21 protein-coding genes and 1 pseudogene are annotated in these 26,098 nt (G+C 41.8%); 11 read left to right on the forward strand and 11 right to left on the reverse strand.

The genetic code is table 11. From position 1 onward, the window contains the following. Nucleotides 1-315: 315 nt before the first annotated feature. Nucleotides 316-996, reverse strand: coding sequence for a uracil-DNA glycosylase (locus ACM0OT_RS03200; protein ID WP_414562657.1), 681 nt, complete (start codon nt 994-996; stop codon nt 316-318). 179 nt (nt 997-1,175) lie between these two features. Here ACM0OT_RS03200 and ACM0OT_RS03205 point away from each other — a divergent pair, with 179 nt between their 5' ends. The 4 genes from ACM0OT_RS03205 to ACM0OT_RS03220 all read left to right on the forward strand — a co-directional run bounded on the left by ACM0OT_RS03205 (nt 1,176) and on the right by ACM0OT_RS03220 (nt 6,197). Continuing rightward, complete coding sequence (locus ACM0OT_RS03205; protein WP_414562659.1) at nt 1,176-2,744, forward strand: lysostaphin resistance A-like protein; 1,569 nt, start codon at nt 1,176-1,178, stop codon at nt 2,742-2,744. Nucleotides 2,745-3,334: 590 nt separating this feature from the next. Next, a complete protein-coding gene (locus tag ACM0OT_RS03210; RefSeq protein WP_414562661.1) occupies nt 3,335-3,610 on the forward strand; it encodes a TM2 domain-containing protein in 276 nt (91 codons plus the stop codon). A gap of 573 nt (nt 3,611-4,183) precedes the next feature. Further along, complete coding sequence (locus ACM0OT_RS03215; protein WP_414562663.1) at nt 4,184-5,044, forward strand: M23 family metallopeptidase; 861 nt, start codon at nt 4,184-4,186, stop codon at nt 5,042-5,044. A gap of 250 nt (nt 5,045-5,294) precedes the next feature. Next, nucleotides 5,295-6,197 carry a peptidoglycan-binding protein gene (locus ACM0OT_RS03220; RefSeq protein ID WP_414562665.1) on the forward strand — a complete coding sequence of 301 codons (903 nt, stop codon included), beginning with the start codon at nt 5,295-5,297 and terminating at the stop codon, nt 6,195-6,197. Here ACM0OT_RS03220 and wecB read toward each other — a convergent pair. After that, on the reverse strand, nt 6,183-7,304 hold the full coding sequence (gene wecB, locus ACM0OT_RS03225; protein WP_414562667.1) for a non-hydrolyzing UDP-N-acetylglucosamine 2-epimerase: 1,122 nt from the start codon (nt 7,302-7,304) through the stop codon (nt 6,183-6,185). The genes ACM0OT_RS03220 and wecB overlap by 15 nt on opposite strands. Nucleotides 7,305-7,745: 441 nt before the next feature. After that, nucleotides 7,746-8,120: a hypothetical protein gene (locus ACM0OT_RS03230; protein ID WP_414541323.1), complete on the reverse strand. Its 375-nt coding sequence runs from the start codon at nt 8,118-8,120 to the stop codon at nt 7,746-7,748. Nucleotides 8,121-8,848: 728 nt separating this feature from the next. Here ACM0OT_RS03230 and ACM0OT_RS03235 point away from each other — a divergent pair. From ACM0OT_RS03235 to ACM0OT_RS03245, 3 genes are all read left to right on the forward strand, one after another. Beyond that, entirely contained in the window at nt 8,849-10,159 is a 1,311-nt protein-coding gene (locus ACM0OT_RS03235) for a type IV pilus twitching motility protein PilT (protein ID WP_414562670.1), read from the forward strand. Between the two features lie 62 nt (nt 10,160-10,221). After that, the gene (locus tag ACM0OT_RS03240; RefSeq protein ID WP_414562672.1) at nt 10,222-10,983 is read left to right on the forward strand and encodes a circadian clock KaiB family protein; all 762 of its coding nucleotides are present in this window, start codon (nt 10,222-10,224) and stop codon (nt 10,981-10,983) included. A gap of 468 nt (nt 10,984-11,451) precedes the next feature. After that, nucleotides 11,452-11,589, forward strand: a complete 138-nt coding sequence (locus ACM0OT_RS03245; protein WP_414544284.1) for a hypothetical protein — start codon at nt 11,452-11,454, stop codon at nt 11,587-11,589. Between the two features lie 220 nt (nt 11,590-11,809). Here ACM0OT_RS03245 and recR read toward each other — a convergent pair whose 3' ends face one another. The 4 genes from recR to ACM0OT_RS03265 form a co-directional block, all read right to left on the reverse strand. Then, a complete protein-coding gene (recR, locus tag ACM0OT_RS03250) occupies nt 11,810-12,367 on the reverse strand; it encodes a recombination mediator RecR (protein ID WP_414562674.1) in 558 nt (185 codons plus the stop codon). Nucleotides 12,368-12,862: 495 nt separating this feature from the next. Next, complete coding sequence (locus ACM0OT_RS03255) at nt 12,863-13,633, reverse strand: CPBP family intramembrane glutamic endopeptidase (protein WP_414562676.1); 771 nt, start codon at nt 13,631-13,633, stop codon at nt 12,863-12,865. A gap of 145 nt (nt 13,634-13,778) precedes the next feature. Next, the gene (psbA, locus tag ACM0OT_RS03260) at nt 13,779-14,861 is read right to left on the reverse strand and encodes a photosystem II q(b) protein (protein WP_414562678.1); all 1,083 of its coding nucleotides are present in this window, start codon (nt 14,859-14,861) and stop codon (nt 13,779-13,781) included. A gap of 172 nt (nt 14,862-15,033) precedes the next feature. Continuing rightward, nucleotides 15,034-15,384 carry a histidine triad nucleotide-binding protein gene (locus tag ACM0OT_RS03265; RefSeq protein WP_414562680.1) on the reverse strand — a complete coding sequence of 117 codons (351 nt, stop codon included), beginning with the start codon at nt 15,382-15,384 and terminating at the stop codon, nt 15,034-15,036. Between the two features lie 158 nt (nt 15,385-15,542). Between ACM0OT_RS03265 and ACM0OT_RS03270 the strand changes: the two are divergent. Both ACM0OT_RS03270 and ACM0OT_RS03275 read left to right on the forward strand, forming a co-directional pair. After that, a pseudogene (locus ACM0OT_RS03270) lies at nt 15,543-15,905 on the forward strand (DUF3611 family protein); the annotation flags it as partial. A 23-nt stretch (nt 15,906-15,928) separates the two neighbouring features. Next, nucleotides 15,929-19,714: a CAAX protease gene (locus tag ACM0OT_RS03275; RefSeq protein WP_414562682.1), complete on the forward strand. Its 3,786-nt coding sequence runs from the start codon at nt 15,929-15,931 to the stop codon at nt 19,712-19,714. A gap of 265 nt (nt 19,715-19,979) precedes the next feature. On the opposite strand, the gene cobM is transcribed toward ACM0OT_RS03275, so the two are convergent. Together cobM and lgt are read right to left on the reverse strand one after the other, a co-directional pair. After that, the gene (cobM, locus tag ACM0OT_RS03280; RefSeq protein ID WP_414562684.1) at nt 19,980-20,762 is read right to left on the reverse strand and encodes a precorrin-4 C(11)-methyltransferase; all 783 of its coding nucleotides are present in this window, start codon (nt 20,760-20,762) and stop codon (nt 19,980-19,982) included. A gap of 202 nt (nt 20,763-20,964) precedes the next feature. Beyond that, nucleotides 20,965-21,840: a prolipoprotein diacylglyceryl transferase gene (gene lgt, locus ACM0OT_RS03285; protein WP_414562686.1), complete on the reverse strand. Its 876-nt coding sequence runs from the start codon at nt 21,838-21,840 to the stop codon at nt 20,965-20,967. A gap of 182 nt (nt 21,841-22,022) precedes the next feature. On the opposite strand from lgt, the gene coaD reads away from it, so the two are divergent. Continuing rightward, nucleotides 22,023-22,574, forward strand: coding sequence for a pantetheine-phosphate adenylyltransferase (coaD, locus tag ACM0OT_RS03290; protein WP_414562687.1), 552 nt, complete (start codon nt 22,023-22,025; stop codon nt 22,572-22,574). Beyond that, complete coding sequence (locus ACM0OT_RS03295) at nt 22,484-23,146, forward strand: DivIVA domain-containing protein (RefSeq protein WP_414562689.1); 663 nt, start codon at nt 22,484-22,486, stop codon at nt 23,144-23,146. The genes coaD and ACM0OT_RS03295 overlap by 91 nt, the downstream gene beginning before the upstream one ends. A 92-nt stretch (nt 23,147-23,238) precedes the next feature. Here the strand turns inward: ACM0OT_RS03295 and ACM0OT_RS03300 are convergent, their stop codons facing one another. Beyond that, nucleotides 23,239-23,817, reverse strand: coding sequence for a DUF1802 family protein (locus tag ACM0OT_RS03300; protein ID WP_414562691.1), 579 nt, complete (start codon nt 23,815-23,817; stop codon nt 23,239-23,241). Nucleotides 23,818-23,863: 46 nt separating this feature from the next. Continuing rightward, a complete protein-coding gene (sppA, locus tag ACM0OT_RS03305; RefSeq protein ID WP_414562693.1) occupies nt 23,864-25,699 on the reverse strand; it encodes a signal peptide peptidase SppA in 1,836 nt (611 codons plus the stop codon). Nucleotides 25,700-26,098: the final 399 nt, after the last annotated feature.

Genomic DNA, 26,098 nt, shown 5'->3' on the forward strand with positions numbered 1-26,098 from the left:
CCTTAGGTTTTGATTTTATCGGAATTTAGATATTGCCTGATCAGCTAATTTGGATACACATCAGGTGCGATCGCCTAATCTAAGGATTAAGTTGCATCATCAGAAGTTGCCGTTCGCCAACTCACCGGAGGTTTCCACAATGTTTGAGAATTTTTCAAAAACTCTAAGTTAGGAGCATTGTCAATATGTCAGGGAACTGCTATGTAAAAATGTTGTACTTGCAACTGAAGAATAAAAACTTGCCCAATTAGCAACTTAAAAATTTGGCTGGATACTCTTCACTGCGCCCAGCTATTTAAAGTTAAGTTGAGAATTTTAACTATTTTTTCTAATTTCATTCAGCTTGGCACGTACTGCTTGAATATCTTGCCACATCAACCATTTAGGCGCACCTTTTTCTTTTGAAGGGTTACGCAATAAATAAGAGGGGTGAAAAATTGGCATACACAAACGCCCTTCCCACTCTAACCACTGACCGCGAATTTTCGTAATCCCTCGCTTATCACCAGTAATCCCTTTGACGGCAGTTGCACCTGTTAATAAAATCATTTTTGGGTCAACAAGGCGAATTTGTTCTAATAAGTAAGGTTTACAAGCCGCCATTTCGTCGGGGGTGGGAACTCGGTTATTTGGTGGACGGCATTTATTGATATTGGCAATATATACATCATGTTCGGTACTCAGATTCACAGATGCCAAGATTTTTTCGAGCAACTGGCCTGATCTACCGACAAATGGTAAGCCTGTTTCATCTTCGTTTTGGCCTGGTGCTTCCCCGATAACCATGATTGGTGCTTGGAGGTTACCGCGTCCCACAACAGCATGAGTCCTGGTGTCTCCTAAACTGCAACGGTGGCACTGATTGCAATGCTGTGCCAATTCGGTCATATTATTGTATGTCCCAGACGTAATGGGAATTTTCGCGTCTGTGGGAATTAAATCTTGTTGGTTCGAGTTGGAGTTATCAAAGAGACTGAGTTGGATTTCGCTACTCATGAAAATCGGGATATTGGGATCAGCACCAGATGCTTATATGAGTATTGTATCAGTGACTTTGTGAGGACTAAAGTCCTGACTCCAAACCCAATATTGATGAGAGATATCAACCTCTGGCTTTTTCTTGCGATAATTTTCAAGGGGGATGCTTTGCCCTCTAACGTTCCAAAGGGGGATAGATGACAATTAAGCGGTTGGTTTTATTTTTTGTACTGACACCGATAGCAGTTGTGTTATCAGTTTCGTCTTTATTTGGTAGTTGGCAACAACCCCAGTTTCAAAGTCGCTTAGAACTCTATCAAACCAACATTGCCCTGCAAGCACAAGCTTGGCAACCAGAAGAGATTAATGATCAGAATTTGCAGACGATTCGGCAATCAATACTGGGTGAACAACCGCTAGAAAGTGCTACAAAGCAATATCAGGCAGCACGTGAATCAGTTCAAGCTAATTTAGATAAAGCTCAAAACCAACTGGGACAACCAAAAACTCTGCCCATCCCCCCTAAACCTTTACCAACAAACTCTCTCGAAACTCAAACGCCTAGCCAGGAAAAGCCGCAAAAATTGCAGCAGTCTCTTCAGCAACTACAAAAGTTACTGGCTGAATTAGATTTGCGACTGGGAATTTTACAAGCCAAGCAAGGAAAGATGGATACAGCCATCGAAACTTGGAATAAATTACAGCAAGCTACTGATATTAATGCTGAATTTCCCGAAACGGCAGCGGTGTTGAGTGGTTTGTGGAGTGATCCTCCGCGGATTCTGCCTAATGCTCAACAGGTGATCCAAAAAAATTTAGATGGTTGGTTTTGCTCTACTGCTTTAATTCAACTATATGAACTTCAGCAACGACAAGAAGCTTTAGCTACAGTTCAAGCTACACAGCAAGAAGCTGCGGCTGAAGCTGTGGGAAAATTAGTCTTAATTGGCACGATTCCCACACTAGCGGCATTAATTGGTCTAATATTACTAGTTTTCTTAATAGGTCAGCGTTTGTGGAAGGGTAAAGCTGCCATATTTGCTCAAAATGCCGATTTACCTTGGTCAACCCCTTGGGATGTGGAAACGATTTTGCAGGTTTTTGTCGTCGGCTTTTTCTTCATGGGGCAACTTTTTGTACCCTCTTTGTTATTGCTACTTCCCATCCCCCGTCCCATTGTTAATGTCAGACTTCAGGCTTTGTCTGTGTTGGTAAGTTACATGATGGTGGCCGCAGGTGCGTTGGGAGTGCTTTATTTTTCACTCAAGCGCTTTTTTCCCTTACCAGAAAACTGGTTTCGCTTCCGATTGGGAGATAAATGGTTTTTGTGGGGATTTGGTGGTTATTGTGCGGCTTTACCAATAGTGGTGGTGGTGTCATTAATTAATCAACAGCTATGGCAAGGACAAGGTGGTAGTAACCCCTTATTACAACTAGCTTTGGAAAGTCGAGATACTGTCGCTTTGGGAATGTTTTTCTTTACAGCTGCGATCGCAGCTCCTATTTTTGAAGAACTATTGTTTCGGGGCTTTTTATTGCCTTCTTTGACTCGTTACGTACCCGTGTGGGGATCAATTATCCTCAGCAGTTTGCTATTTGCCATCGCTCACCTCAGCTTGTCGGAAATTCTGCCCCTTACAGCTTTAGGTATGGTCTTAGGGGTCGTTTACACGCGATCGCGTAATCTCTTAGCACCTATGCTGCTTCATAGTCTATGGAATAGTGGTACTTTACTCAGCCTATTTCTCTTGGGCAGCGGTAATTAAAATAACGTTGATTTACGGTTATAAAATATCAAAGCATTTGCTTTTGTCTGCATATGCACTCATCATCAAATAGTTTTTATATGACTATTTTTCAATATCAGTATACGGTTAGTAATTATCATTACCGCAATCTCGTAAAGTAGAAGACAAAATATCTGGGTCAACATTTAGTATTATCTAGATCAGTTAGGCGATCGCTAAAATATTTCTTGCCCTCCCCAGACATAAATTAAATGGCAAGAGATCATAAATAACTATCTCAAAAAAGTCCGGACATAAAAATAATGGACTTGTAAAAGTTGGTATGGTCAAACTGTTTTGACGACAAAAAATAATTCAGTTCAGAACATCTGCATAAAAACTACCCAAATTTTAGATATTTTCAGTATCGCAAAATTAGGACTAAATCATTTGCTTAATTTTGTTATTAGTTTTTTCATATGTGAGCAAATTAGTACTTATTGTTGATATATAAAAGTATTTATTCTTACAAAGATTTTACCATTTTTTTATTAATTTAATATATTTTCTAGCAGTAATTAAAATTAAAATTTTAGTTCTATATTCACTTTTTCAGGAACAGCAACCATATGACAAATCTCAATCCTAGCCAACCGACTAAACAACTGCTAGCTGGTTACTGCGGCATTATTCTTGGAGGATTTGGCATTCATAAATTTATTTTAGGCTATGCCCAGGAAGGATTTATCATGCTCGTTATTTCCTTAATTGGAGGTTCTTTTACTTACGGCGTTAGTTTATTAATTATGCAGCTTGTAGGTTTGATGGAAGGCATGATCTACCTCAATAAGTCATCAGAGGGTTTTGTCAATACTTACTTTGTGAATAAACAGGGATGGTTTTAAAAATTTCTCTGACTGACTACCAATTCTGGATGCATATTTTTAATTTATTTGACAGGGATGCTGACTATTAAACGTAAATATCTTTTATGGGCATTTTTATTGTTAGTGGGTATGGGCTATTTTAACTTTATGTCTAGTTTAGAACTTAACTATTTTTTCAAAAGCCTGATTGCCATCATGCCGATCCAAGTTATAGTCATTGTCTACACAACTTATCTGCGTTGGAATCGGAGTTGAATTGTAAATCGATAATCTAAACCTCGTCTATTGTCAAAAGTAGAGTTTTTGTCATTGCGACGTCAGGAAGCAATCTCACCATCTTGGTTACCGTAGACAAGGTTTAGTAGTCCTAACCCTTGAGGCTTTTTTACAATTAAATGACTGATTCTTACCTACGTAGGTAGGCTTTCCTGGGGAAAGCAGTCGGCGCCCAGTCTGAGGGGCTATAAAATTAAACTCACGTTGACACAGGTTATTAAACAAAAGTTGCCAATTTGACACATATACTCTCCTGATTTAGTCAGTGTTAAGTTGAAACAACAAAATAACCAGCAAGTGTATACACGTTGAGTTATGAAAAAAAATATTTACAATATTCGTCGATTTTGTACCTATGCCTTAATTGGGATCACATCCTTAATCCTTGTACTCAGTCTCAATACCTCAGCCCTGACTCAGATAGCAAAAGATTCTTCAGCACCAAATATCCCGTCGGCTGCTAACTTCATTTGGCCGACTCAAGGTTATATTTCTCAAGGCTTCCGTAAATATCAACATGAAGGCATCGATATTGCTGGGCCATCGGGAACTCCCATAGTGGCTGTGACATCCGGTACAGTTGTCAAAGCTGGTTGGGACAACTGGGGATTAGGGAATGCTGTAGAAATTAAACATTTGGATGGAAGTATCACAGTTTATGGTCATAACCGCCGTTTGTTGGTTAGTAAGGGTCAACAGGTAAATCAAGGTCAAATCATTGCAGAAATGGGTTCTACTGGTAATAGTTCTGCACCCCATCTGCATTTTGAAATTTATCCCAATGGTCGGATAGCGGCTGATCCCTCTCGCCTCTTAGCATCTACAACCGCACAGATAACAACACCGCATCCCCAACAACCAGTTTCACCTCTGCCACAAATTTCTGTAAATCTGGCACCTGTGAATGTAGAAACTAAATGCACTGGAGTCACGATTATTCAAGGTGAAACTGCAAACAATCTGATCAAAGTCTGTGAAAATAATGGGCGGCTATTTTATGTTGGGCAGTTAAAGCAAGACTTAAGCCAGCCGATTAAAATCACAGCTAGAAATATTGGTCAAGATAAATATCGCGCAGATAATGGTAGTTTTTCGTACTTAGTTAATCCTCAAGGCATAGAAGTCTGGCGTAACGGTATTCTTCTGCGGACTGAAATTTTTAATACTTCTAAGTGATTGAATAACAATTTTTTCTATTAGTTTTGTTCCCGAAAATAGGAGAGTCTCAACGAAAATTTACTTATTTTCATAAAAATCCAATTTAGTAGGTTTTCTTAATACTAGTTTCATTTTTGTTGTTGTTTGATTTTGCTGACAATAAAATCACATTGAGATTGTTGTAATTTAAAATACACTAAAATTGGATATAGAGTGAAAACAATTAATTCACTATAACTTTGCCATTTATTACACCAAGGAGCGCATTATGGACTCTATGGCCTATTCCCATATGTTTATGGCTAATGAAGAGGGGGCGGAAAATATTGAATGTCATTTTCCCAAATTTGAGTTCGATTGGAAAAAGCTGTTTAAATCTTCTGCAACAGTTCCAGCCAAATCAGAGAAAGCCCAAAGGATTGATTTTCCCAAGTTGCAATTTAACTGGAAAAATTTTCTCAAATCATCAGCTTGGTTAGCTTTAGCTGGGATCAGTGTACTGTTTGCCACAGTTACCCACGCGCAGACAATTTCTACATCCTATGTCAGGACTAATGGTAGTTGTCTTCGTGTGCGTACAGCAGCAACCCTCAATTCCCCAGTTGTGGGCTGTATTCCTAACCGTACCCAAATATCGAATACGGGAACTATGAACGGTTTTGTCCGGCTATCTGAAAATAAATACGTTGCTGCTAGATGGATTGGTAGTACACCTAATAATATTGCTGCCAGACCCATTACTGTTACTCCTACAGCTGGTGTGGGTGGCCCAGTAAATTTAAGATTGGGATCGCGCAGTGCGGCTGTAACAGAAGTACAACGAGCTTTAGGTGTACAACCAACAGGATATTATGGCACTACGACTACTCGCGCAGTCAGGAATTTTCAGGCACGAAATAATTTGCGTGTAGATGGGATTGTCGGCCCACAAACCCGCAGCGCTTTATTTAGAACTAGCACCCCACCAAGCCCCACTGGTGGCCCTATGATTCTCAGTTTGGGAGCGAGTGGTGCAGCGGTGACAGATGTTCAACGAGTTTTGGGTGTGGAACCGACAGGATATTATGGCCCTACTACAGCTCGTGTAGTTAGAGAATTTCAAGCAAGAAATAATTTACTGGCAGATGGGATTGTCGGCCCACAAACTCGCAGTGCTTTATTTAGAAGCTAAACCTAAATAATTTTGCACAATTTGCAAAATACGTTCTGCTGCATGACCATCTCCATAGGGATTTATGGCGTTTGCCATTGCTTCATAGACGCTGGGGTTACTTAACAACTCACCCGCAGCTTGAACAATATTTGTAGTGATAGTTCCCACAAGCTTGGCTGTCCCCGCAGTCACAGCCTCTGGTCTTTCTGTAGTGTCTCTCATCACTAATACTGGTTTTCCCAGACTAGGGGCTTCTTCTTGCAAACCACCAGAATCAGTCAATAAGAAATGCGATCGCCCGATGGCACCTACTAGTTCACCATAATCTAAGGGTTCTGTTAAAAACACTCGCGGATGATTACCTAAAAGTACCTGCAATGGTTCTCGCACGGTAGGGTTACGGTGTAATGGTAACAGCAAGGCTGTATCGGGAAACTTATCTAATATCTGTAAAAAAGCCTGGGCGATCGCTTGCAGTGGTTCTCCCCAATTTTCTCGCCGATGGACTGTGGCTAGCAAGGTGCGGTATGAGTTCCAGTTTAAATTTGGAATATTACAGGCTGGTTGGGTTGCAGCTACATTTAATAAAGCATCAATGACAGTGTTACCCGTCAAATGAATTTCACCTAACACCCCAGAACGTTGTAAATTCTCCGCAGCCCAAGCCGTGGGTGCAAAATGCAACTGAGTCAGTTGAGAAATCAACCGTCGATTAGCTTCTTCAGGATATGGATTAAATAAATCATCAGTTCTTAACCCCGCCTCTACATGACCAATGGGAATTTGTTGGTAAAAAGCTGCCAAAGCAGCGGCGAAAGCTGTAGTAGTATCTCCCTGGACTATAACTAAATCTGGCTTATTTTTTTGAAATAAAGCTTCTAATCCCCGCAAGCTACGACAAGTAATATCATTTAAAGTCTGCTGAGGCTGCATAATCTCTAGATCATCATCTGCTTTCAGGTTAAATAACTGCATCACTTGTTCAACCATCTCGCGATGCTGTCCAGTTAAAATTACCTGCAAATCAAAGTCTGGAGAGTTTTGGAAGACTTGAATTACCGGAGCCAGTTTAATCGCTTCCGGACGTGTACCCAAAATAATACAAACTTTCTTTTTAATAGTCATTAGTTCATGAAGATATAAATAAACGAAATTATTTCGTTATCTTAAGGGCTAACGCACTCATTCGGAACTAAAAAACTATTTTAAATTTAATTTTTTCTCTTGAGCTTGATCAATCAAGCAATTCCTCTATTCGAGAGGTATATCAAAACGAAGTTAAGCAGTGACAGAAGAAGATAAACGCAGAGCAAACCTTACGCATCCCGTTTTTCCGCACAAAAATTTTAAAACTTCTCTTCTCTAGCCCCTAACGTCTAGCCTCTAGTACAGCACGGCGTAAATAGGCATACCATTTGAAATCGTCAAACAGCCTGTTTGATAAGCTTTTTGACTTTTGACTTTTGACTTTTGACTTCCAAAGCAGCGGTACTAGCCCCTAAAAAAGCATGAAAAAACCCGGCTAAACCGGGCAGATGCGTTGTTTATCGAATTTAGTTCAATCAACTATACTTCGATGTCACAAGTCAAGGGACAAGCCGCATATACAGTAGTTTGCATCTGCTCTGCTTCTCCATGCAACCAGCTTAACCATTTGACTTCATTTGGATGTATACCTTTAAAAGTCAACACGCCGGCGGCCACCACAACTGCCATAACATTCAACAAAATTAAACCGCCTGACACCAGTAAAACCGCACTAGCAGGCATTACTGATTGCAGAACAATCGACAACAAGCATCCGACCGTAGCCATCAAAAAGACTAATGGAAAACCGACAACTAACAAGCACACTGCTAATGTGAAAGTCCAGATCAAAAAGCTTTTGATCATCATCAAGGAGTAGGTCTTTCCTAGATTAGAGCTTTGAGCAGAAACCATTGACTTTTCCTCCCAATAATACACAGCAATAATTTTATTTTCAGTTTTCTTTCGTTTCTAACGATTTAACTGAATTCGTTCAATTGAAGTTTCAGTATATAAAAAGCTATTGATAAAATGAGCATTTATTTACTAAACTTTACAGTTAACTTTTTATAAATATGAATGTAAAGCCCACGTTACATTGCAGCTTTAACACAGCTTAGGCTATCTATCTTTAGGCATAGAGGGTAATCAACTTCAGTAAATCAATTGCATTTTTAACTCTTTAAGTCGACTTTGCTTAACATTTCTTATAATAGTTGTTCCTAATTCTCATAATTCTCAAACAAAGCTGAAAAATGATCTATTACTGATTTTGCCGCTTGTTGCTAGCATTTTGTCTCCTTATTTGGCAGCAAAAATTCTCATCTCTCAGGGGAAAGTATTTACAAAACCATTTCATGCATCATTTATGACATTTATTTATAGTAAATATTACTGAAGTACTTACAGGGCTGTAATGTGTTAAACCAGTTTGTATGAGAGAAAAATTAAAATTGTCTCTTTATCAACAACATCCAAGATTTTAATTAAAAAGATACAGGTAGGAAAAAGTAATGTAACAGATTGTTACAAGACAGTTTTGCATAGACAAATGCCAGCAACTCCTCTTCTCACCGCCATTAGAGCCACCATCAGAGATTTTTTGCTAATTTTCGTTAATTAATCCCGCATTGTAAACATATATGACAGAATCACAGCTTCCATCAAATTCTCATCCTGTTGCTTCCCGTCAGATACCGCCTATACCACCACCACCACCACCATCATCATTAACGACGCAGCGCCAGTCTACTCAAACGTTGGATATGTCAGCCCATAGAAGTTCCGGTCAACCTGCTACTCACGCTGCACCACCGCCACCCCCAAGTTCTGCCCATCGTCCAGGAACGCCCCCACCAATGGCTAGTTCGGCGACTACTAAAAGTAACAGTTCGGGGCTAAGTTTAGCGCAGATTATTAGAGAAGCTTATGATCAAGGATATTCTGATATTCATTTGGGAGTAGGTGAAATTCCCCGCTTCCGCAACCGGGGAGAAATTCAGCCAACAGATTATCCAGAAACAGACCCAGATACTTTTCTGAGATGGTTGCAGGAAGTGTTGACAGAAGCAGAAATTCAGCGTTTTCAAGAATATCTCGAATTTGATGGTGCAACACAGTACGATTTTGCCCGTGTGCGGATTAATGTTTTTGGTTCCCTCAAAGGCTATTCAATGGTGCTGCGGTTAATTCCCCTGAAAATCTTGTCTATGGAACAGTTGAGATTACCGACGGTTTTTCGGGAGATTTGCCACCACCACAAAGGCTTAATCTTAGTTACTGGGCCCACTGGTTCTGGTAAATCGACCACAATGGCGGCAATGATCGATTACATCAATAGAGAGATGGCCAAACATATCATCACTATTGAAGATCCCATTGAATTTGTACACCAAAGCCGTAAGTCCCTAGTAAAGCAACGGGAAGTGGGGATGCACACCCAAAAGTTTGACAACGCTTTAAAAGCAGCTTTGCGCGAAGATCCAGATTTGATTCTGGTGGGGGAAATGCGGGATAAAGAAACAGTCAATACTGCCCTGAAAGCAGCGCAAACTGGTCACTTAGTCATGGGAACTCTACACACCAATAGTGCTGTGAAAACCATTGAACGGATTCTCAACCTTTACTCAGGTGAGGAACAGGATGCGATGCGGGTAGCACTGGCTGAATCTTTAGTGGCAGTAATTGCTCAAGGTTTGTGCCGCACTACCGATGGCAAACGGGCAGCGTTCCACGATATCTTGATTAATACCGAAGCCATTAAAGAATGGGTCAAAGACGGTAAATATGATGAAATTGGTGAGTTGATGAAGCAAGCCAGTTTTGACGGTATGATTACCATGAATCAGTCTTTGCTCAACCTCTACCAAGAAGGCCGCATTACAGAAGAAACGGCTTTGGAAATGTCACCAACTCCTAACGAAATGGCGCAGTTTCTCCGAGGAAGAGTTTAGTTACAGTAAAAGATAAAAAGTAAAAAATTTTTACCTTTGAGTTCCCTAACCCTTGTAACTCCTTGATCACAGATAAACTATCTAAACCCCAGTTGTTCAAAGGCATTGCCCTTTTTACACCGGGAGGTGATTTAATTTACTGCATCGACCCTAATAAACAGGGTCGATGGCATTTGCATTTGTGTGCGGCTTTACAGGAAATTTTAGACTTACCAGAACCGCCACATTTTTTAGTGCCTTGTTATACTGCAACAATTGATCACTGGTTAGATCCCCATACCCACCAGGTGCGAACCTTCGCAGAAGCTTATCCAGCCGTCATGCAACATCAGGCTGTACTTAATGCTATTTTTGGCACTGGTGAGCTAGTTTGGCAAACAGCACCTTGGCAAGAAGGTTTGTGCGATCGCATGGTATTAACTACTTATCGCGCTTCATTTCCCCAACTGTGGGAAGACCATGATTTAATCATAGATTTGGACTGTTCCCAACCCAAACCCAAGTACCATCCACCAGTTATTAATACGCCAAAACTACAAACGCCAGCACAATGTTATGTTTTGCGTCTGTTTGTCGCTGGACATAGTATAAATACAGAACGTATCCTCCAGAATTTGCATGAACTGTTGGAGCGATCGCTGGGGTATCCTTACACAATGAAAGTGATTGATGTTTTAACTAATCCTGAACAAGCAGAGATTGATCAAGTTTCTGCAACTCCCACCCTGGTTAAAGTTTCGCCACAACCAATTCGGCGTATTGTTGGGGATATAGATAATGTAGATAAACTTTTAAATATGTTAGGTGCTACCCAAAAAGTGTGAAGTACCCCAGAACTCCAATTCGCTCGCTCCCTTGGAAATCAAAAGTAGCCAGTGCGTTGGGGAAACAGCGCCGTGGGCGGGTTCCCTCAATCATCCACGATGGAACCATGAATCCGGATGGAAGAATACTTTAAATAAATAATAAATAATTTGCGTCTCATTATCCAACCACTTTAAACAATTGTCTCCCAAGAATGCATCTGGAGTCGATGGTTTAATTAAAATAGCACTTGAATTAACGTGAGTCTCCAAGGAAGCCGCACGTTACATTAAAAATTTTTCTGTATTGTCGAGGACAAAAATTCCCATAAATTCATCAAATCTTCAGAAAAAAAAATCTTAGCAGTCTGATGAAAGAGCTAAAGTTTTGTTAAGATGCTAATGCTAGCAGTTTTTCCACGGGAATTATTAGCTCAGCGTGTGGAGAAATAAACAGTACCAGTAGCATACATTTCAAAAGGTGAAGCAATGACCACCTACATTTTCTTTGAAGATGCCCTTCGGATATTTACCAACGCCTATTTGCTATCAGCAGTACTGCTAATTGCAGCTTCCGGTATAGGCTTGGCTGTGATCGAAACTATTGAAAAAGCAGGAGAACGCTAAATCAACCCTGGTGGTATGCTTCTTGTGACAAACCATTGTTTGATAGTGTTGACAATGAAGAAATTCTCACAACACTAAACCATGTAAGTCTCAAAGTGTTGCAGTCTTACCTGAAATTCAACACATGCCTAGGTAATTAACTGTACCGCCACTGGGACAGACAGCAAGAATCCACAACAGTGAATTTGTTAAATCCATCTGTGGGAATTGTCAATAAAACTTAATCTAACTCCCGCCGCCCTTCCAAGGCTCTTGCCAATGTCACTTCATCGGCATACTCCAAATCACCACCCACAGGCAAACCAAAGGCTATTCGTGTCACCTTGGTAAATGGTTTCAGTAGTTGACCAATATACAGGGTTGTCGTCTCCCCTTCTATACTCGGACTAATTGCCAAAATCACTTCTTGAGTTTTTTGCTGACTCACCCGCCGCACCAAAGCTTGGATAGTTAGCTGTTCTGGGCCAATACCATCAATAGGGGAAATCACACCACCCAAGACGTGATACTTGCCTTTATATTCGCGGGTTTTCTCCAGTGCAATCAAATCACGAGAATCCCCTACCACACAGATAGAGGTATTGTCACGGTTAGGATTGCGACAAATTTCACAAACAGGATCAGCAGATAGGTGAAAGCAAACGGAACACAAGCCTATCTGCTTTTTCGCTTCAATCAAAGCTTGTGCTAAAGCTTCTACTTCTGCTTCTGGGCGCTTCAGGATGTGCAAAGCTAGGCGTTGGGCTGATTTGGGGCCAACTCCTGGTAGGCGTTGCAATTGCTCAATTAACCGTGCTAAAGGACGTGCGTAAACCGTAGTCTTATCTCCAGTATTTTCTCAACTTAACTATGATGACATTTTTCGCGTAGTATTATCTTTCGGGGATAATACTGATTGTAAAATTAGATCAAGTTAGAATGCGTTAAAAAAGATGATAAAAAATTAAAATATTTAGCACTCTCTATCATCAGACATAATTGTTTCACCGTATTTTATTACTTTGGGTTAGTGAATTTATAGAACAATAATTATTTATTAAAACATAGGTGACCAACACCTACACAAAGTAAGTGAGCCTGAATGGATAATTAGGATTGATATGATTGGAGCTTCCAAGATACTTTTGTGTTTTTAATTAAAGGTAATAACCCGAGTGAAAATTCCATTGCATGAAAAAACGCCCCCTGTTGCGAGGAGGCGTTTCTTCTTTAGCTAAACTTAATAACATCCCGTTGGCGCAGGATGATTTTCCTTGTTTTTTGTAAAGCGTTGTTAGGCAAAAAATGTTGGAACAATCAAATGAATAGCAATATCGGCAGTAATATGAGCCAACATAGCAGCGAGCAACCCTCTGTGCCAGTACAACCACCCAAAAATTAACCCTACGATACCATTTTGCAGTAATACGGCCCCAATAACGGCTAATGATAATCCACTCATCATGAGTGCAAATTGAGGTAAATGCGCTACACCAAACAACAAAGCCGAAATTATATTAGTACTCCAAAATAATGCTGTACTTGCTTGATATTGTTTCAGCAGCCAGCATCCAAATGTCATTAACCCAGTCAGCATACCTAACCGGAACCAAATTTCTTCATTTATCCCTGCGCCAAAGGCAGCAAGGAACCCCGGTAGAGAACCGGGTAATTCTATATCTCTGTATTCAGTAGGAAGAAAAGAATAAAACGCTTTATCCGAGAAAACAACAAAAATCCCACAAAAACAGCCGAAAGCAACAGCTAATAACAGACTGTTAATAAGCAAACCATCTTTAATTAAAAGTTTTGCCAAACTAGAAACTTCTAAACCTTGTCTACTTCGTGACCACAATCCCAATACAGCTAAAGGTGCAGTCACAATAGCCGTTAACAGACCTGCAAACAATAAAACTTCAGGTAAAGAAACAACCTGATGGGCAATAATCAAACCGTAAAGAATAGTTCCCATCGAAGCGAAGACCGAAGCCAGGAGTAAAATACCTAGAACTTTGAATGAAAACCAGGTATCATGAGGAATTTTTGAGTCAATATCAACTCTCATATCTGAAGTTTCTCCATTCTTAATGCTTCTCTCAACTCTGTGTTCTCTGCGTCCTCTGTGGTTAAAAATAATCTTCACAAATATACATACATAAAAAACGCCCCCCGTTTCCAGGAGGCGTTTCTTATGCAACTAAGCTTGAAGATTAGCCGTTGATTGCAGGTGCAGTCAATGCAACAGGTGCAACGTCACCAGCAGCCAAGTCTAGGGGGAAGTTGTGAGCGTTACGCTCGTGCATTACTTCCATACCTAAGTTAGCGCGGTTGATTACGTCTGCCCAAGTAGCGATGACGCGACCTTGAGAATCAATTACTGATTGGTTGAAGTTGAAACCGTTCAAGTTGAACGCCATTGTGCTGATACCCAGTGCGGTAAACCAAATACCGATTACTGGCCATGCAGCCAAGAAGAAGTGCAAGGAACGGCTGTTGTTGAATGATGCGTATTGGAAGATCAACCGACCGAAGTAGCCGTGGGCTGCAACGATGTTGTAGGTTTCTTCTTCTTGTCCGAACTTGTAACCGTAGTTTTGTGATTCGGTTTCGGTGGTTTCACGTACCAAGGATGAGGTTACCAAGGAACCGTGCATCGCGGAGAACAAAGAACCGCCGAAGACACCTGCCACACCTAACATGTGGAAGGGGTGCATCAAGATGTTGTGTTCTGCTTGGAACACGATCATGAAGTTGAAGGTTCCGGAGATACCCAAAGGCATACCATCAGAGAATGAACCTTGACCGATGGGGTAGATCAAGAATACTGCTGTAGCTGATGCCAAAGGCGCAGAGTAAGCTACACAGATCCAAGGACGCATACCTAAACGGTAAGATAGTTCCCACTGACGACCTAGGTAGCAGGCGCAACCGATCAAGAAGTGGAAAATTACCAATTGGTAAGGGCCGCCGTTGTACAACCACTCATCTAAGGAAGCTGCTTCCCAGATGGGGTAGAAGTGCAAGCCAATAGCGTTGGAAGAAGGAACAACTGCACCAGAGATGATGTTGTTTCCGTAGATCAATGAACCTGCTACTGGTTCACGGATACCATCGATGTCTACTGGAGGTGCGGCAACGAAGGCGATGATGAAGCAGGTGGTAGCTGCTAGTAGGGTTGGGATCATGAGGACGCCGAACCAACCGATGTAAATCCGGTTGTCGGTGCTGGTGATCCACTCGCAGAAGCGATCCCATACGTTAGCGCTTTGACGCTGTTGTAAGGTAGTGGTCATATTTTTATGATTGCTTTGGTTTTTTATGAATGAGGTAGGTAAACTTGCCTACTTGTTTACAACCTTAGAGGATAAATTGAGTTTTGTAAAGCAATTTTAATTAAGTTTTATTTATTAAATTGATTTATTTTTCTTATGAATCGCATCTCCAGACACGATTCATCTAGTTAGATCAACCAGGAGGCCAGTCCATTGGCCGTCCTCCGAGGATATGCAAATGCAAGTGGTAGACACTTTGACCACCATCAACATCGGTATTGATGACAACTCGATAACCGTTTTTTAATCCAGCTTCTGCGGCAACATGCTTGGCTGTTAATAAAAGATGTCCTAAAAGAGCCTGATCCTCCGGTTCAGCATCAGCTAACTTAACAATGGGTTGTTTGGGAATGACCAAGATATGAACTGGTGCTTGGGGGTTAACGTCTGTAAATGCTAAAGCTAAATCATCCTCATAAACTATATTCGCGGGAATTTCGTGGCGAATAATTTTACTGAAAATTGTTTCTGTGGTTTCACTCATGCCGATTTAATTACTCATCTGCTAGAGATTTTAGGCGATCGCCTGACGGCATAGCTAATGCTGGGAGTGGGGAGTGGGGAGTAGGTTAAATTTTTGTTACATATTGATAAGTTGTGCTGCCAACTCACTTACTTGCTCTATAAGATTGGTGCTTTCGCTACACACAATTGGCAAATCAATTAGAAATTCCACATTTGCGTCCAGCCAAGTCTCAGGTGAGCCAAAATCTCAAACTGGGACTACTTGCCAACATTGGCATCATGGCGATTGCAGTACTAATTGCCTTGTCGCAAGTAGGTACATTGACATTTAAAATGTTGATTATGCCTCAAGGTTCCACCATGATTACTCCCAATCAAACAGCCACGATGGTGACTCAAGGAGCAATAATTACCCCATCAAATATGATTGCTATTCAAGCAATGGTGAATGCGATCGCAGCTGGATTAGTGGGAACTATTGTGGCATTGCTGTTGCTCTATCAACTTGGGCAACATTGTCATCCCACTGAACAGTATTAATTTCTATTTCCCATTATCTACTCATGACATCTACAGCAATGGATCGCGTTTGGGAAATTCTTGGTTGGGTTTTTGTACTGAACGGCGAAGTGTTCCAAAAAGTTGCCACTTTACCGAGAGGCTTGATGTTGGCCATTGTCGTGGTCTTACTGTCGCAATTATCACTGGCGATCGCTCAAAGTATTATTTTATTTATTAACCGTGTTCAACCGCTACGCTTTGTTTGGAGTTTATTCGTCAGCGCGATTTTATCTTTATTTGAATTTCTATTTTTAGTACTGAGTACCTGGTTAATTTGTTTGCTTCCTTGGTCAGTTTATATACCGTTTACCACTTTATTAATTGTTCTTGGGCTGGGTTACGCACCATTACTATTTAGCTTTTTAGGCGCTTTACCTTACTTGGGGTTTCCGCTTTTAAGAATCCTGTCCATCTGGAACTTGTTAGCAATGGTAGTGGGATTTAGTGCTGTTGCTAACATCGATCTCAGCTTTTCCTTTGGTTATGTAGCAGTTGGCTGGTTTGTTAAAGAAATTTTAGAAAATACCATCGGTCAGCCGATTGCCCAATTGGGTAAAATTATTGCCAATCGAGTTGCGGGTGTAAATTTGGCGGCAAATCGTGAAGAAATTGCCGAAAAAATCAGGTCTGCCTTTTTGGAAACAGTTCCTTCACCACTGATTGCGGCTTCCCAAACTACTTTACCTGAGGTGCAACATGTAATTCCGGCCAGAGGTCGCTCCCATTCTCAAGGTACTCAAGGAGTTACTGTTCAAACCACACCTGCTGCGAGGGTCACTCTTACTCCAGGAACTCATACAAGCGATCGCTTTATTCATTTATCTCACCAAGCTAATAGCATTCCTCAACCCATCAAGCTGCTGTTGAGTTTGTTGGGTTTAATTGCGTTGTTTGTTGTTGTGAGCATTCTACTGCGACCTATTCGCAGCGGAGTCTTTGGTTGGTATCAAACACTACCTAGATTCTCGCGGTTAATGTTTGATTTGGGATGGATTGGCGTGATTGCCTTGGTTTTTTCAGGATTGTTAGCTCCCTTTGAAACCTTAGGATGGTGGGCAGGATGGTTTGGTGAACAAGTAGACGAAACTTCACTCAATGCTACTCTTGCTGAACCTCAAGAGCCACAAAGCAACAATGGTAAACCGTTTTCTCGCTATATCATCTATCTAGATGGCGTTGGCCAGTCAGGTGAGGCATATACCCCCGACGTCGAAGATTTTCTCACGGTGTTAGCAGATGAGCTACCCCAGGATGTGAAATTGGTGCGGGGACTGATGATGTATTCCGTCTTAAATAAGCCCCTGCATGAAGACCGTCCATTAGCTTTTCTTTGGCAATTAGCAGACAAGTTGCGTTGGCAGAATCCTCAGGCATTACTGGGAATGCTAGTGAACCTGCGGAACGTTTTAATTGTGGCGGTGTCTGCCGATCAGCGCTATGGCCCCATCTACAACCGGGGTATTGCCCAGGTACTTTACAATGGCTTAGTTGCACAAGGCTACCAAATAGATAGTCTGACACCAATTACCCTGATTGGCTACAGTGGCGGTGGACAGATGGCTGTGGCTTCTGCGCCTTACTTAAGACAAGCACTGAGAGCGCCCATTGATGTGATATCCCTGGGTGGTGTGATGAGTGCTAACAACAATTACCTGAAGCTAGAACATCTATATCATTTGATGGGCGATCAGGATGTGGTGCAGCAGTTAGGTGTGCTGATGTTTCCTGGACGCTGGAAAATGATTCCCTTGTCTTACTGGAATCGAGCAAAACGCAAGGGCAAAATCTCGATTCTGTCCATAGGAGCATTAGGGCATCAAGTTCCTGGGGGGTATATGGATGCGGCAAAATTTTTGTCCAATGGCCGCAGCAATCTACAACACACTGTTGAAGTCATCGTGCAAATTTTGCAAGGAAATCTACTGCAACCAGAAGAAAAGTTTCCTGTCAAACTAAGTAGTTACGCACACTACAAACAAGCTGCTTTTAACGATACTGCCTATTACCCTTTGAATCAGACAGTTCATGGGCCAGAATATCAAGCGATCGCACCTTGGATGGGACGTTTGATTTTACCGCATCGTGAGGCTCGGTCAATGATCAAAGGTGTTCTATTTGAAGTACATCATGCCCCTGCCGATTATCAGCATTTAGTGGGAAAAACTGTCAGACTGCGTTGGGCTAAAACTTCATTTGTCAAACATTTGCGGCAAGTCACAACTCACGATGTTCACTTCAGTCCCGATGCCGAGTACTCCAGCAAATACGAAGGACTGATTCACCCAGAACGTCTCAATCATTGGCAACAAGTTGACCCTCTCGAATCACTTGCAGGTTCTCATCCCATAGATGACATAGTTGTGATGCTCAATGAACCTGTGGAAATTGAACAAACTGGTAATGAAAGTCTGGAAACGTGGCAATCTTCTGATGCCTCTACTTCCTTATCTTATCTCCCCATTTCTCTTGGCATTGGCAACCAGCCAGTGCAAATTACTGGGCGCTTCTATGCACTAGTAAAGTTTATCCAGCCCATTGCTAATACCGACCAATTTCGGGTAGTTCACTTTAACTCTGCGGAGCGTGAGTTTAATGGCACAGCAGAAATTGTCCGCTTACCAGAAGTCGTGATTTCAGCCAATCAAGGTAGTTCCCCATCTACTACCCGTGATTTAGAAAAGTCTATTTTTAATGAGATAGGTTGGTATATCTACGGTGCCAAAGATGCTCAAGGTCGATTTGTAGTGCAGTCTTTAGCACCGCGAGCTTTGTTTCGCCTGCAACCCGGTGAAGTTGTGTTTGGCAAACAAGCATCTTATCGCTACATACGTAAACGCTGTTGGGCAGATATTAAGGCGCAGAAAGGACAAATCTCATCTGTATTATGCACAGCAAATAAGAACATTTCACCTCCAGCAATTCAGAATGCCATTAATAATTGGCAAGAAGGCGATCGCGCACTGTTGATTCATGTTTATGGTGGTATTGGCGGAAAAAAAGCCGAACCTGCTGCTAAAACGCCGATATTTTTTGGACACTTTGCCTTGGGTTTAGCGCAAGTGATTCGTGACCCACTCAGTGATGATCTACGCTTCGATGTCCGCTATCATCAGGTCTATACTCACAATACAGATGGTCTAATTGCCGGCACATTTCACTGGTCTCGCTATATGGGCGATCGCCAATTTGGTTGGGCTGGTACTCGACCAGTTTGTGACATTTTAATCAAACATGATGCTTTGACTGGCTACTATAACTTTGCCTCTGGGCAGCATTCACCATTGGATGTGATCATGTTGCAACTAGAGGTGATGACAGCGCGTTATCGCATCGGAGACGGCACCGGAGGCACTTACGTCGGACTTGCTAATAACTGCGCCCAAGATTCCAATCAAGCTTTGTTCACTAGTATGCGCCAGATGAAACAACAGGTTCGCGCCAATATAGAATCTCTGCGTCGATGGAGTACAGATAATCCCGAACAGGCACAACAATTTAAAGAACTCCTCAGGCTGGGTAGAAAACTCAAACTCAAGTTGCAACCCTTGAGTGCTGCTCAATCAGGTTGGGAAGAAAATGAGTACAATCTGGGTAGCACTTTAGAAGATGAGCCACTCCGCAATTTGATTATGGGTTTGGGCAGTTGGCGGACAATGTTACCCAGGCTTGCTAGTGATACCTTAGTCAAAATATTCCTGGATCATGGTGCAACTATTTGGGTATTGCGAACTAATCAAATTGGTGGATATGACCCGGAAATTGAACCAATCGCCCCTATAACGCTATGAATAACTTCCCAATTGGGGAGAAGAAATTTGATGTAATAATTGAGTAGTTTTTGGAGTTGCCTTAGTTAAAAAAATCAGAATCAAGAATCAATAATATGATTCAATTTATTCGATCTAATATCCTGCCCTCAAAACCCACTCAACTAATTATCCAAACAGGGCAAAAGTGGAACCAAGACAAAGGCATAGTATCGAATTCAAATTTTGATTTTTGTTGACATTGTTAAGTTTATCGAACCAGAGGGGGCCGCGAGTTCCCCAGTCTCTAACGATGAGATGAACGAAATAGATGATTATGTTCAGGATGATATAAACGCGATCGCCCGGTTGTGGGTGCAAGTGCTGGACTGATGAGATAAAGTGTCGTCCGAATCAGGTTTTCTTGATGAGTGTAATTTGCCATTTGCTTGAGGGGAACAACCATGATTTTTTCATCGGGCCATCCGATGCGAAAGCAAATCGCTATTGGGGTTTCTGGTGAGTAGTGTTCTAGGAGTTTGGCTTGGGCCTTTTCGATATGACGCGCACTCAGATAAAGACACAGACTAGCCTGATGTGCAGCCAGACTAGCTAATTCTTCACTCTTTGGGACTTCTGTGCGTCCACTAATGCGCGTCAAAATAATAGTTTGGACTAAACCAGGAACAGTCAACTCTATTTTGAGCTTGGCTGCTGCGGCTTGAAAAGCGCTAATACCTGGTATGACTTCAAAGGGAATGTTAGCCTCCGCTAAAAGCTGCATTTGCTCATGGACAGCGCTGTAAAGACTAGGGTCACCAGAATGCAGACGAACTACAGACTTGTGCGATCGCACCCGTTCTATCATCAGCGCCAAAATTTCTTCTAAAGTTTTACTCGCAGTCCGAATTATTTCCGCATCTTGTCGGCAAAGATGCAAAATATGTTCTGGTACTAAAGAATCAGCAAATAAAATTACATCTGCCACAGCCAGTAGTTTCTGCGCTTTAACCGTTAATAAATCTGGATCTCCGGGGCCTGCTCCTACAATGTAAACTGCGGGTTCTACAGAATATAAATTGCTTTTCATACAAAAACTTTAAAATTTTCTACGTATTTAAACTTAAGAATAAAATTCTCAAGAAATTTTTTTTGGTGTTCACTCAGTAACTTTCCGGATTTACCCTTTATCTCTAGTAGAGATGAATGGTAGATGCACCCTGGTTAAGCCCTAGAGAATACTCTGGGGCATTTTTTATTTTGGTCATTAATCCTTGGGAAATCACTTCCCCTTATCCCCTCATCTCCTCATTACTTTTCGGGTGAGAAACTACATCAGGTAAGGGCCGTTTCAGCAAATACAGCCAAGCTAATCCAGCTAATCCCAAAATAATGCCGGTGAAACTCACAACTTGGGCAATTCGCAGTGGCCCCAGCATTAAACTATCAAGGCGAAAACCTTCAATCCATACCCGGCCTAAACTGTAGGTTGCCAAATAAACCAGAAATATCGTCCCTAAGCGCAGATATGGCTTGCCAGATAAACCTCGAAAAAATAAAGTGATCAGCAAGGCAAAAACAATTAAATTCCACAAAGATTCGTAGAGGAAGGTGGGATGAAAGTATTCAAAATTAGCTAATGCTGGCGGGCGATTTGCCAAGGGAATATATAACTTCCACGGTAAATCGGTGGGACGACCAAAAGCTTCCGAGTTAAAGAAATTTCCCCAACGTCCGATGGCCTGACCTAAAATCAGCGAAGGAGCCACTAAATCAGCAAGTTGCCAAAAAGAAATTTGTTTGAGTTTGGCAAAAATTATAGTCGCCAAAGTCCCACCAAGAATTGCTCCGTGAATGGCAATACCTCCCTCCCAAATAGCGATAATCCGCCCTGGTTGTTGGGAATATTCTGGCCATTGAAACAAAACATAATAAAGTCGTGCTGCGGGAATTGCCCCAATCACCAGCCAAATTGACAAATCGCTCACCAAATCTGGGTTCACGTTACGGCGCTTTGCCAGATATTGGGAAAGGCTGACACCGATTAAGACTGCTGAGGCAATTAATAAACCATACCAACGAATAGTTATTGGCCCTATCTCTACTAGAACGGGGCCTGGAGAAGTAAATTGAAACGCTAAAGGCAAAGCCGAAAGATCCAATATCATGCAAAACTACCTAGTTGACTACATTGTTAAGCGTTATAAACAATTAGAGCAGGTTTTTTGGGGCTAGAGGCTAGGGACTAGGGGCTAGGGAGATGTGAGAAGTTTAACCGATGGCTAATAACTAATGACTAATGACCAATGACCTATACTGACCTAAGTAGCTTTGATACATCAAAAATATTGTGATTGCTATTTATCCTGGTAGCTTTGACCCTATCACTTTAGGTCACCTTGACATTATTCAGCGTGGAAGTCGGTTGTTTGAGCAGGTGATTGTCGCTGTTCTGGGGAATCCTAATAAAGTACCATTGTTTACTGTGCAGGAAAGATTAGAACAAATTCGTCGGACTACTCAACATCTGACTAATGTAGAGGCGGATGCTTTTGACGGTTTAACTGTCAATTATGCTCAAAAGCGGCACGCACAAGTGTTGTTACGAGGTTTACGGGCAATTTCTGATTTTGAAGTGGAGTTGCAAATGGCTCATACTAATAAAACTATATCCACTCAAATCGAGACAGTTTTTCTCGCAACATCAAATGAGTATAGTTTTTTAAGTAGTAGTGTGGTAAAAGAGATTGCAAGGTTTGGCGGATCTGTTGATCATCTTGTTCCCGAACAAATTGCCCTAGATATATACAAATGCTACAACCACACCTCTCCAATGGCGAACCAAATTACAACGGAAGCTATCCCCCCTCTCAAGAGTCTCCCAACGGAACGGGAAGCTTAGATCTTCAACAAGAACTCAACCGTTTAGAAGAGTTGATTCTGGATGGTCTTCGCATTCCCCTAACAGGACGCACATTAATAGATGAAGAACTGTTATTAGAACAGTTAGATTTCATCAGGCTTTCTTTGCCATCGATTTTTCAGCAATCGGCCTCACTCCTACAACATAAGGAAGAGGTGTTGTTGGAAGCGGAAGAATATGGGCAGCAAGTTATTGAGGCAGCCCAAGCTAAAAGAGCGCAAATTTTGGCGGAAAGCGATATTATTCGACAGGCAGAACAGGAAGCTGATCAGTTGCGGCGACAAGTGCAACAACAATGTGAGGCGATGATGCAAGAAACCCTCACAGAAATTGATAACAGACGGCGTATTTGCCAACAAGAGTTGGAGGAAATGCGACAAACTGCGATCGCCCAAGCCCAAGATATTGAAAATGGCGCTGATGAATACGCTGATAATGTCCTCGAAGGTATCGAGCAAGACCTCAAAGATATGTTACGTATTATTACAAATGGGCGGCAACAACTAAGACATGATGCCACAACACAACGTCATCCTTACAAGAAAGGCTAACACTGATATGCAGAATATGGGATCAAAGAGTTGCCAAGAAAATACCAAGGTTTGGGTTTTATCATAGTAAAAGTAAAAATTAAGACATAAGTTTATGTGTTGCCCAAAATTACACTGCGAATTTTGTGGACTAATTCTGTGTAGTGAGAGTCCGATAACACTGCGTCTGTATCTTGTATGGGAATAGTTGGCGCTAAATCAATCCATGACTTGCAACCACCGTATTCCTGAAGATAAGGAATTTCTACAACTTGGGGTAATTTATAAGTTCTAAGTAAAAGAATATACATTGATTGACGAGGCTTCCATTTGAGGCGATCGCTAATGAAATGCTCGTTCCAGATATGAAAGGGAAGCAAGGCGTTAACAATCAACTCGTCATTAACTGGCAAAATATCGGTGATTTGCGCCCAACTACTTATAGGAACCATTTCAGGATGCCAACCCGGAGTAACAGGAGATACGAGATTGGCATACTCAGACTTAAGCATCAAAGATTGTTGATGTTCATAAGTAGGGTAAAGCAAAATTTGCTCATGGGCTACCTGGAAACGTCCGTTTTTTTCATGAATCCCACCTTTCCGGAGCAACATAATAGTTTTACCGTGTTCTAAGGCATTTATGGCAACTGCCCATTCTTTGAGTGCATGTGAAGTTGTAGTTAATTCCATTAGCTGTTAATTTTTAAATTTATCGCTAGGAAAAATTCTGGCTGTACTATTCAATCTGGAAATTGAAGGGTAAACGAGCGTAAACCCCTAATGGATCGTTCATATTTTGCAAAATTGCCATTTCTTGTTGTATTTTTTGCAATTCAGCTGTCAAGAAGTTAGATGTTTGAGTTTGTATTCCCATATTTTTGAAAACGGTCAGTATTTCTTCAGTAGCGCGCCCGAAAAATCTTTCTTCAAAGCTGCTGACTTGAGGATACTCTTGCAATTGCCAATCTTTACCCAGTTGCGCTTGTTCAGCAGCATATTCAATAGCAGCACTAAGACCACCTATTTCATCGACCAAACCAAGTTCTTTAGCCGCAGAACCAGACCAAACTCTACCCTGGGCAATTTCTGAGACTTTTTGTTGTGATAGTTTGCGTCCTTGCACAACTTTGTCGAGGAATAGATTATAAATACGGTCAACACTACGCTGATAAATAGCTATCTCTTGGGTTGTTTTTGGGCGAGTTACTGTTTGAGTATCAGCAAACTGTGCTGTTTTCACGGAATCCCAAGTAATGCCATTATCATTTGCTAATTCCTGTCCATTAAACAGCACACCAAATACACCTATGGAACCTGTAATGGTGTTTGGTTCGGCAAAAATGCGACTGGAATCGCTAGCAATCCAGTAACCACCAGAGGCGGCGACATCTCCCATAGATACAACAACAGGTTTGACTTCACGGGTGAGTTGTACTTCTCGCTGCATGATCTCAGATGCTGTCGCACTACCGCCGGGGGTGTTAATTCGTAAAACAACCGCCTTGACATCATCATCTTGGCGTAGTCGATTGAAAATTCTGGCAAAGCGATCGCCTCCTACTTGACCCTCTTCACCTCTACCATCGACAATTTCGCCCTCAGCATAAACCACAGCAATGCGGTTTTTGGAGTTACGTTCTACACCGAGATTTTTGCCGGAAACTTGGGCGTAATTTATCAAGTTGATTTGTCGGAATGTCCGATCAGACTGACTGCTGTCCGTCAATTTTTTTAAGTCAGTCACCACCTGATCGATGTATCCTACCTGATCTACCAAACCACTGGCTTTAGCTTCTTCCGGTGCGAGAATGGCTTGAGTATCTGCGATCGCTTGCAACTGTTGGGGGGTCAGTTTCCGGCTAGAACCTACCGTAGTCCGCCAATCTCCCCAAACATCGTTCAACAAGGTTTGTATTTGTTCGCGGTTTTCTGGACTCATCTGAGTGAGGGTAAATGGTTCCACTCCTCCTTTAAATTTCCCCACGCGCACCACCTGAACACCAATGCCGAATTTGTCTAAAGCTCCCGTCAGAAATAAGGGTTGACTACTCAAACCCTGAATTTCCATCAAACCTAAAGGGTTAATGACAATAGTATCTGCCACCGAACTTAAGTAATATTCCCTTTGTCCCAAACCTACACCATAGGCAACAATCTTCTTTCCGGAGGCGCGAAATTCTGCTAATGCTTGACGAATTTCTGTCAGGGAAGCAAAGCCCATATTCCCAACTGTTCTGGTGCGGCTAGCATCTAAATAAATACCGACAATGCGCGGATCAAGCCTGGCCTTTTCTATGGTTTCGAGAACACGACGCAGTGTCATCCTTTCTACTTCTGCTCCAGATAATGCTCTTTGAAACAATTCGCCAGAACCGGGTTCCCTGTCAGTGATATTCATCGATAAGTCAAAAACTACCACAGATTTATCTCTCACCGGTGGACTACTTTCTCTGGTACTTGTAGCTGCAATTAACAGTAAAAAAATTCCTGTTGTGCCGATACCGAAGAAAATAAACAGTCCTAAAATAGTACCGAGTAAGCTAGCAAAAGTTTGTTTAACAAAATTACGCATTTTAGTTATAAATCACAATAGACAATAAGTGAAGTACTCCGGCTTGCTTCGCTGAAACCGGAGCTTCAGTAAAACAACCATCATCGTTTCGCGTCTCATTCGTCGTTGCCACGTTGGGTATATCACAAAGATATTCGGGACTAAACCCGATCATGGTCTTACACAGCGTCTCTGGTATTGCTACCTTGATCTTCTCAAGGAAGAACCCGCGCAGCCATCCCACTTCCTGGGACAGTTTGATTACTTTCTCGTACACCTCTGTATGGCTTATTTTTACCGCAGGACGTAACCTTGCGAACCAGTGACCGAGGTCTTTCCCCCTTTCTCTCGCTCTTAGACTTGGTAAGCGTGCGACCGCTACTGTGACCGTTTGTGATGAGTCGAGTGGGTGGGTCAACA

Origin of the sequence: Anabaena sp. CCY 9613 (assembly GCF_963920895.1) — a bacterium.
Taxonomy (GTDB): domain Bacteria; phylum Cyanobacteriota; class Cyanobacteriia; order Cyanobacteriales; family Nostocaceae; genus Cyanocohniella.

Bases quoted from the DNA above. Each gene is read 5' to 3' on its own strand.
- ACM0OT_RS03200 (WP_414562657.1), bottom strand. From the start codon at position 996: ATGAGTAGCGAAATCCAACTCAGTCTCTTTGATAACTCCAACTCGAAC.
- ACM0OT_RS03205 (WP_414562659.1), top strand. From the start codon at position 1,176: ATGACAATTAAGCGGTTGGTTTTATTTTTTGTACTGACACCGATAGCA.
- ACM0OT_RS03210 (WP_414562661.1), top strand. From the start codon at position 3,335: ATGACAAATCTCAATCCTAGCCAACCGACTAAACAACTGCTAGCTGGT.
- ACM0OT_RS03215 (WP_414562663.1), top strand. From the start codon at position 4,184: ATGAAAAAAAATATTTACAATATTCGTCGATTTTGTACCTATGCCTTA.
- ACM0OT_RS03220 (WP_414562665.1), top strand. From the start codon at position 5,295: ATGGACTCTATGGCCTATTCCCATATGTTTATGGCTAATGAAGAGGGG.
- wecB (WP_414562667.1), bottom strand. From the start codon at position 7,304: ATGACTATTAAAAAGAAAGTTTGTATTATTTTGGGTACACGTCCGGAA.
- ACM0OT_RS03230 (WP_414541323.1), bottom strand. From the start codon at position 8,120: ATGGTTTCTGCTCAAAGCTCTAATCTAGGAAAGACCTACTCCTTGATG.
- ACM0OT_RS03235 (WP_414562670.1), top strand. From the start codon at position 8,849: ATGACAGAATCACAGCTTCCATCAAATTCTCATCCTGTTGCTTCCCGT.
- ACM0OT_RS03245 (WP_414544284.1), top strand. From the start codon at position 11,452: ATGACCACCTACATTTTCTTTGAAGATGCCCTTCGGATATTTACCAAC.
- ACM0OT_RS03255 (WP_414562676.1), bottom strand. From the start codon at position 13,633: ATGAGAGTTGATATTGACTCAAAAATTCCTCATGATACCTGGTTTTCA.
- psbA (WP_414562678.1), bottom strand. From the start codon at position 14,861: ATGACCACTACCTTACAACAGCGTCAAAGCGCTAACGTATGGGATCGC.
- ACM0OT_RS03265 (WP_414562680.1), bottom strand. From the start codon at position 15,384: ATGAGTGAAACCACAGAAACAATTTTCAGTAAAATTATTCGCCACGAA.
- ACM0OT_RS03275 (WP_414562682.1), top strand. From the start codon at position 15,929: ATGACATCTACAGCAATGGATCGCGTTTGGGAAATTCTTGGTTGGGTT.
- cobM (WP_414562684.1), bottom strand. From the start codon at position 20,762: ATGAAAAGCAATTTATATTCTGTAGAACCCGCAGTTTACATTGTAGGA.
- lgt (WP_414562686.1), bottom strand. From the start codon at position 21,840: ATGATATTGGATCTTTCGGCTTTGCCTTTAGCGTTTCAATTTACTTCT.
- ACM0OT_RS03295 (WP_414562689.1), top strand. From the start codon at position 22,484: ATGCTACAACCACACCTCTCCAATGGCGAACCAAATTACAACGGAAGC.
- ACM0OT_RS03300 (WP_414562691.1), bottom strand. From the start codon at position 23,817: ATGGAATTAACTACAACTTCACATGCACTCAAAGAATGGGCAGTTGCC.
- sppA (WP_414562693.1), bottom strand. From the start codon at position 25,699: ATGCGTAATTTTGTTAAACAAACTTTTGCTAGCTTACTCGGTACTATT.